This window comes from Parafilimonas sp. (assembly GCF_047606085.1).
GTDB lineage: Bacteria > Bacteroidota > Bacteroidia > Chitinophagales > Chitinophagaceae > Parafilimonas.
On sequence record NZ_JASGEX010000205.1, the window covers coordinates 25,791 to 33,759 of the forward strand.

The following is a 7,969-nucleotide window of genomic DNA, read 5'->3' on the forward strand; positions in this document are numbered from 1 at the left end:
GGTTACGGGCTTAGGTACAGATGGCATCCCTGCCTAACAGCATCGCATCTCTTGTGCTGCACACCCTAAAAACACATCAATAATAATAAAACACAAAAGCCATATTATTGTAATTTCGGCATCTTCATTATGGCTGATAACAAAGAACATACCGGGCATTCACCCGAAGAATCAATAGAAGTGTACGGGGCAAGGGCGCACAATCTTAAGAACATTGATATCATCATCCCCAAAAACAAGCTGGTGGTTATAACCGGCATAAGCGGCAGCGGCAAATCCTCACTGGCCTTTGATACCATTTATGCGGAAGGGCAGCGCCGTTATATGGAAACCTTCGGCGCGTATGCAAGGCAGTTCATTGGCGAAATGGAAAGGCCTGATGTTGACAAGATAACCGGCCTTTCGCCCGTAATTTCCATCGAGCAGAAAACAACCAATAAAAACCCGCGCTCCACCGTGGGCACGGTAACGGAAGTATATGATTTCATGCGCCTGCTGTATGCCCGCATCGGCGAAGCTTTCAGTTATAATACCGGCCAAAAAATGGTGAAATGGAGCGAGGAAGAAATTGTGAGCAATATTTTTGACCGGTTTCATAACCAGAAGATTTCTTTGCTGGCGCCACTGGTGCGTGGAAGAAAAGGCCATTACCGCGAGCTGTTTGAAGAAATAAGAAAGAAAGGCTTTGTAAAGGTGCGGGTTGACGGTGAAATAAAAGACATCACTCCCAAAATGCAGGTGGACCGCTATAAAATTCATGATATTGAAGTAGTGGTTGACCGCCTGAAAGTAACTGACGATTTTCGCCATCGTTTAAGCCAGAGCGTTCAGCAAACACTGAAAATGGGCAAAGATCTGATGTTTGTACATGTTGAAGGCGATGCGGAAACAGCGTCTTACAGCAAGCAGCTCATGTGCGCCGATACCGGCCTTTCCTACGAGGAACCTTCACCCAATTCTTTTTCATTTAATTCGCCTTATGGCGCCTGCCCCGCCTGCAAGGGCATGGGCAGCGTGTTTACCATTGATATGGATTTGGTATTGCCCGACCGGTCTAAAACCGTTCGGGAAGGCGCACTTGTGCCTTTGGGCGAAGAAAGGGACGCCAGCGTATTTCGGCAGGTGGAAACATTCGCCAAAAAGAACAAGATAAAGCTGGATGTGCCGGTTGAAAAATTGCCTGAAGACCAGCTGAACCTTTTGCTGTATGGCGATAAAAATATCAACCCCTCGCTTGAAGTGAACACAGATGATGAAACGGTGCCCAATGAATATACCGGAAGCTATGAAGGCATTATCCCGATGTTGAAGCGATGGTTCTCTTCTTCTTACAGCACCGAAACCCTGCGTGACTGGGTGCAGAAATATATGACGCTTAAAACCTGCGCTGCCTGCAACGGCGCCCGCCTGAAAAAAGAAAGCCTTTGGTTTTTGATTGATGGAAAAAATATTTCCGAACTCAGTGAAATGAACCTGGATAAGCTATACGCCTGGTTCGACAGCATTGAATTAAGGCTGGGCAATAAGCAACGCACTATTGCAAAAGATGTGGTGAAAGAGATAAGAGAGCGCCTGACCTTTTTACTGAATGTGGGTTTAACGTATTTAACCCTGAACCGTTCTTCCAAAACCTTAAGCGGCGGCGAAAGCCAGCGCATACGCCTGGCCACACAAATAGGCTCGCAGTTGCAAGGCATCACCTACATTTTAGATGAGCCATCTATCGGCCTGCACCAAAGAGATAATCATCGCTTAATAACGGCGCTGCAGAACCTGCGTGATATTGGCAACAGTGTGCTGGTGGTGGAACACGATAAGGATATTATGCTGGCTGCCGATCACCTAATTGATATTGGCCCCAAAGCAGGCTATCATGGCGGCAGGGTAGTAGCAGAAGGCGATCCCAGGCAAATGCTGAAGCTGGATACGCTTACTGCAGGTTATCTTAATGGTGTTCATTCTATTACGGTGCCTGCTGAGCGCAGGAAAGGCAATGGTAAAAAACTGATGTTGAAAGGCGCCAAAGGCAATAACCTCAAAAATGTTGATGCAGAATTTCCATTGGGAAAATTCATCGTGGTAACAGGCGTAAGCGGCAGTGGCAAATCAACGCTGATCAATGAAACATTATACCCCATTTTATCCCGGCATGCTTATAATTCAAAAACAACCCCGCTTGAATATAAAAGCATAAAAGGTTTGGAACATATTGATAAAGTGATTGAGATAGACCAGTCGCCCATTGGCAGAACGCCGAGAAGCAATCCTGCTACCTACTGCGGCTTCTTTACCGATATACGAACCTTGTTTGCATCGGTGCCTGAAGCGAAGATTCGCGGCTATAATGCCGGCCGTTTTTCATTTAATGTAAAAAGCGGGAGATGCGATGTGTGCGAAGGCGGCGGCATGCGTGTGATAGAAATGAATTTCTTGCCTGATGTATATGTGCCCTGTGAAAAATGCAATGGCAAGCGCTACAACCGTGAAACGCTGGAAATACGCTATAAAGGAAAATCTATTGCCGATGTGCTGAATATGACGGTGGAAGAAGCGGTGGAATTTTTTCAATCTGTTCCATACATCTATCGCAAAATAAAAGTGCTGGAAGAAGTGGGGCTGGGCTATATCACGCTTGGGCAAAGCGCCGTAACGTTAAGCGGCGGCGAAGCGCAGCGTGTGAAGCTGGCTACTGAATTAAGCAAACGCGATACCGGCAAAACATTTTATATACTGGATGAGCCTACAACCGGCTTGCATTTTCAGGACATCCAGCATTTGCTGGATGTGCTCAATAAACTGGTTGACCGAGGCAATACCGTACTGGTAATTGAACACAATCTTGATGTAATAAAAGTGGCCGATCAGGTGATTGACATCGGCCCGGAAGGCGGCGACGGCGGCGGCAGAATTTTATTTGAAGGCACGCCGGAAGAACTGGTGAAAAATAAAGAAAGCCATACAGCGAAGTTTTTGAAAGCGGAATTGAATTAAAAACCTCCCCCTCGTTTCCCCTCCACTCATGGAGAAGGACGCCCGGCTTCAAAAAGCGTTTTATATAAACTCAATGCGGGTTCCTGAAATTTAGCGTAGCTGATTTAGTGCGCTAACGCGGTCAGAGGCTTCAAAAGCGTCAGACCGGTAACATACAATTTGTTTTTATGGCTTATCCCTTCCAATAAATCTTTCCTTTCCCAGTAAAAAATTGATGGCCCGCTGAACATTTTTATGAAGCGCTTCTTCTGTTTTAAGGTTATTGAGATAGCGAAGTATTTCTTTTTGCATAGAAGGAGGCCGGCTGTTAAAAACGGCTGCCGCTTTTTTATTTTTCTTTAACGCTGCTTCAAATTGTACATGCATGGGTGTGGTGCGTTCCGTTCCGTCAAAACCAATTTTTATGGTAATGGTATCGCCCACATCTTTTCCCGCGGCTTTACGCATCGGCATATTCAGGTAAAGCCGCCATTCCCCTCTATACTTTACAAGATGCTGAATAAAATTTTGTTTATTGATAACGAGAAGAACAGGTATATGCCCTTTTTCTTTGCCTGCTTTTTTAAACAGGTACTGCAAAATGTCATCCGGCACAGATACATAAGGATTAATGCCAATGATAAATATTTCGGCGGAAAAACTTTTCATTTTTATACTATCAATGTCGGTTAGTTAAGAAAAGTATTCAATATCCAACAATACAATATTCTCCGCCTGAGCGAATCAGCCGGGCAGGAATGTTCAATTGTAAATACCTGCAAAATGAATATTGATTATTGAGCATTGGTTATTGAATATTTCAAAATTAATTTCTTAATTAAATAACATTGATTACACTATGGGCACTGCTTCTTTTACAACCATTTCTTTATAGGCAACATATAATTGCTGCCGTATGGTTGAATTGGTTTTATTCTCAATTGCACGGCCGTCTATTTCATGCACCGGTGTTAACTCGCCCATAGTACCGGTGGTAAAAACCTCATCAGCATTGTAAAATTCTGCAATAGAAATGTTCTTTAACGAAACAGGAATATTCAGCTTTCGCGCAAGCTTTATCACATTGGTTCTTGTTATGCCCGGCAGGCAGGCATCGGCATGCGGCGTAAGCAGTAAGCCATCTTTCACCATAAAAATATTGCAGGCATTGGTTTCGGCAACAAAGCCAAGATTATCCAGCATGATGGCATCATCGGCGCCGCAATAATTCGCCTCAATTTTTGCAAGAATATTATTAAGCAGATTGTTGTGGTGAATTTTCGAATCCAGGTGCATGGGCGAGTTTCTCCTGATGTGTGAAGTGACCAGTTTTATACCGTTTGCATTATCATATACGGGTGGTTTATATTCAGCCAGAACAATCAAGCAACTGCCAGATTGATTGAGGCGCGGATCCATGCCGGATGTTATTTTTTCACCACGGGTAAGCGTTAAGCGAATGTGGGCATCGTTATAAAAATTATTGGCTTTTAATGTTAGAAAAACAGCATCCCTTACAAACGCTTTGGTGGGTATATCAGCAAAAGCCAGGGTGTGTGCTGAAGCCTGCAGGCGGCTGATGTGCTCATTCAGGCAAAACACTTTACCATCATAAATTCTCAGGCCTTCCCAAACGGCGTCGCCGCCCTGTACGGCGCTGTCAAATACGGAAATCTTCGCTTCGCTGCGCGGGTATAACTTGTCTTTAATGAAAACCTGTATGTTTTCGTTTTGCGGATAAAATTTCTGTTGCATATAAAAAATAGTTGCTTCATGCCGTTTGTGGTGAGGCTAAGGTAAGCTAAAGCGCTTTTATGGAATAAGGATAAAGCTGCTCATAATATACTTTGCATGCTTCATGCAACGGTTCGAGATGAGAAGGCAGTTCGCGCTCACTGCTTTTTTGTTTTGAGAAGCCGGTTGACAGATGCACATTATTGTACCAGTATTTTGCCCAAACACCGTCATAGGGTTTTGGGCCGGCAGGCCAGTGCAGCATGTTTTCATCAAACGGAATTTGCAATGCTGCGCATAACTGCTGCATTACATTTTGCGGCGACTGCAGTATTTCATTTGAATCCAGCACTACACAATCCATGCTTCTTTCTTTTAAATAATTGAAAAGCCACCATTGTTTTTTTATGCCCACATTCTCCATCGTAACGTTTTTAATTACCTGCGCATAAGAAGCAATGATCTGTCTGGGATTACGTATGAAAATGATATTTTTTGTTTGCGATAAGAAATCAAGGCTGATGTTTTTGAGATGATGCGTCATTTGCTTGAAGAAGACAAGCGGTTTATTGTGGCTGGCCAGTATAATTTCTCCAATCACTTTTTCACCATCATTGTTTTGTGACTGCAAAATTTCCTCATTGCCCGGGTGAACAATGCCTGTTGTTTTAAGATAATGCGCATACAAAGGCTCATCAAACACCATGGTATCCTTCCGCTGCGCGAAGGAATACATCATAGCTGTAGAAATATTGCGCGGGCTGCTCCAGAGATTAATGCGTATTGGTTGCATAAAAAAGCCTTGAAGATTTTGTTCATCTTCAGGGCCTGCAAGATATATTCTGAAACTAAAAGCCCTGAAGGTTCAGAACCTTTACTGTTGTTGCATATTTAGAGTCATCATTCACTACACACAACCCACAGGTATATTATTCCAGTATCCTTTCTTCAAAAGCGCCTGTTTTCTTGTTTTTCAGGATGAGTTTTTTAGCACCGTAGTGCGTCATTTCTTCTTTTACCAGGTAATAACCGGCATCGTAATCAACCAGGTTACTTGCTTTAGACAAGCCTTCCTGCCCGCGCCAGACCTCAAGATTTACCGGCTCCCATAATTTTGTTTTAGCTGATTTATATGCTGCATCAATGATGGCATTCACTACGTATCCGTCATAAAAGGTTTCCTGGGGCTGCCTGCCATTTTCAATGCTGCGGAACATATCGGTAAACATGTGGTTGTAACCAAGATCATTCACCTCATCGCCCACCGGAAACAGCCAGCCGGTATTGCTTTCCGCTTTCTCTGCCACATAATCGGCGCCCTTGCCGGTGGTGAACATATCCATTCCGGTACGTAAAAAATTGTTGATCCAAATTGTGCCTTCGGTGCCCATCACTTCATCGCGCAGATCCATGCCGCCGCGGAAGGTCCAGCTCACTTCAAACTGGCCAATGGCGCCATTTTCATACTTTATCAATCCAATAGCATGGTCTTCGGCTTCAATGGGTTTTACCTGTGTATCGGCCCAGCACATTACTTCAACAGGCTTAATGTCTTTCCCGATAAAGCTTCTTGTTATCTCAATACAATGGCAGCCAAGATCAAGTATGCAACCTCCGCCGGCAAGCTCAATATTCCAAAACCAGTCGCTGTGCGGCCCGGGGTGCGTTTCCCTCGATTTTGCCCAGAGAATTCTTCCCAAAGCGCCATTTTTTACGCTGTCATAAGCTTTTAAAAATTTAGGCGTATAAACAAGGTCTTCAAGATAACCATTAAATATGCCGGCTTCTTCCACCGCTTTCAGCATGCGCAAAGCCTCTGCGCCGTTGCGGCCTAAAGGTTTTGTTGTAATAACAGGTTTTTTGTGTTTGCAGCAAAGCAATACAGCGTCTTCATGCACATTATTGGGCAGGGCAATGCAAACCACATCCACATCAGGGTGGGCAATTGCCTCCTCCATATCTGAGGTATAATGTTCGCAGCCATAATCTTCCGCAAACTTTTTTGCATTTTGTTCCTTGCGTGCATAAATACTTACTATCTTATCTTTACTGCGCTGGCCCTGTATAGAATCTGCATAAAAACGGCCGATAAAGCCTGAACCAAGCATGGCAATCCGTAGCATAGAAAATTGTTTTTATTGATGAAGCGGCAAGTTCGCTCAATTATGTTTATATCCCTCAAAAATTATGTTCATAAGCCTTAAAAATACCTGCCTTTACGGTACGAAACGGGTGAATAAAAGAAGGCAAAAAAATTTGGAAACGCCTTTTTTATAATAGTATATTTACACTACAAGATTGAATTTAATGCTGCTGCTTGGTACTGACCAGCATTTCGGTGGTGGTTGCAGCAAGACAGGAGCAAAAAGTAAAATCTTAGGCCGGAAGGGGAAAACAAGAATGTGGAACGGTGAAAGGCTTCGGCCGGAAGCCGGGAAAACAGGAAGGTGAAAACCTGAAGGTCGAAAAACGGCGGAGAACCCCGGTTCAAAGCCAAAAACTAAACAAGGCTTAACGGTTTTGTTTAAAAAGCAACAGGGTTAGTAAGTTAATTACTGTTGCTTTTTTTATTTTTTATACCCTGTCCGTTCCGCACAGTAATTTTAATGTAACCGCTTATGCTGCCCAAATTCCTGTCGTTACTCATAATAGTTTTTGTATTAAGCGTTCCTGTATTTGCCCAGGATAATACAAAAGATTATTTCACCGTTGAGAACTATTATAAAATAAAGTGGGGCTACGCAGATGAGTTTATTAACCTGTGGAAAATCAATCATTATCCTCTCTTAAAAAAGGCAATAGAACATGGCGATATAATCAGCGTTACGGCTGAAACACCTATACTGCATAGCGGTGAGGATACGCGATGGGATTTTAAAGTAACGATTGTTTTTAAAGATGCCATAGCTGCAATGGCCGCAGACCTTACGGAACCGTACAAAAAACAGTTGTACCCCGATCTGGATAAACTTAAAAAGGATGAGCAGCACCGTTTTGAATTATTACTGGCACACTGGGATGTAATGACTGCAAAGATTGACCTGCCTTAAAAAGAGGATAGCCACATACCAGAAAAATTTACTGCACTGACAGAGCGGCCTCCTTACACAAATTTTGCTTCTGATATTTTCCTGCGCAGGTGAAGAAAAGGCTTTTCAATTATTTCATTGCATAATAAGGCGATGACGAAAACAAGGGCTGTGCAAATAATAAACATCAGGTTGCTTTCATCTTTTATGCCAAGCTTTATCAATGGTTCCTGCGC

At 43.4% G+C, this 7,969-nt stretch carries 6 protein-coding genes; 2 read left to right on the forward strand and 4 right to left on the reverse strand.

Going from position 1 to position 7,969, the window contains the following annotated elements:
• Positions 1-129: 129 nt before the first annotated feature.
• Positions 130-2,991: an excinuclease ABC subunit UvrA gene (gene uvrA, locus QM629_RS18500; protein ID WP_415161385.1), complete on the forward strand. Its 2,862-nt coding sequence runs from the start codon at positions 130-132 to the stop codon at positions 2,989-2,991.
• 165 nt (positions 2,992-3,156) lie between these two features.
• Here the strand turns inward: uvrA and QM629_RS18505 are convergent, their stop codons facing one another.
• The 4 genes from QM629_RS18505 to QM629_RS18520 all read right to left on the reverse strand — a co-directional run bounded on the left by QM629_RS18505 (position 3,157) and on the right by QM629_RS18520 (position 6,827).
• A complete protein-coding gene (locus tag QM629_RS18505; RefSeq protein WP_415161386.1) occupies positions 3,157-3,639 on the reverse strand; it encodes a DUF1905 domain-containing protein in 483 nt (160 codons plus the stop codon).
• Positions 3,640-3,822: 183 nt separating this feature from the next.
• Positions 3,823-4,725 (reverse strand): aminotransferase class IV, encoded by a 903-nt coding sequence (locus QM629_RS18510; RefSeq protein ID WP_415161387.1) that lies wholly within the window; start codon positions 4,723-4,725, stop codon positions 3,823-3,825.
• Positions 4,726-4,771: 46 nt separating this feature from the next.
• Positions 4,772-5,497: a hypothetical protein gene (locus tag QM629_RS18515; protein ID WP_415161388.1), complete on the reverse strand. Its 726-nt coding sequence runs from the start codon at positions 5,495-5,497 to the stop codon at positions 4,772-4,774.
• A 136-nt stretch (positions 5,498-5,633) separates the two neighbouring features.
• Entirely contained in the window at positions 5,634-6,827 is a 1,194-nt protein-coding gene (locus QM629_RS18520; protein ID WP_415161389.1) for a Gfo/Idh/MocA family protein, read from the reverse strand.
• A gap of 495 nt (positions 6,828-7,322) precedes the next feature.
• Between QM629_RS18520 and QM629_RS18525 the strand changes: the two genes are divergently transcribed.
• Positions 7,323-7,754, forward strand: coding sequence for a hypothetical protein (locus tag QM629_RS18525; protein WP_415161390.1), 432 nt, complete (start codon positions 7,323-7,325; stop codon positions 7,752-7,754).
• Positions 7,755-7,969 lie beyond the last annotated feature (215 nt).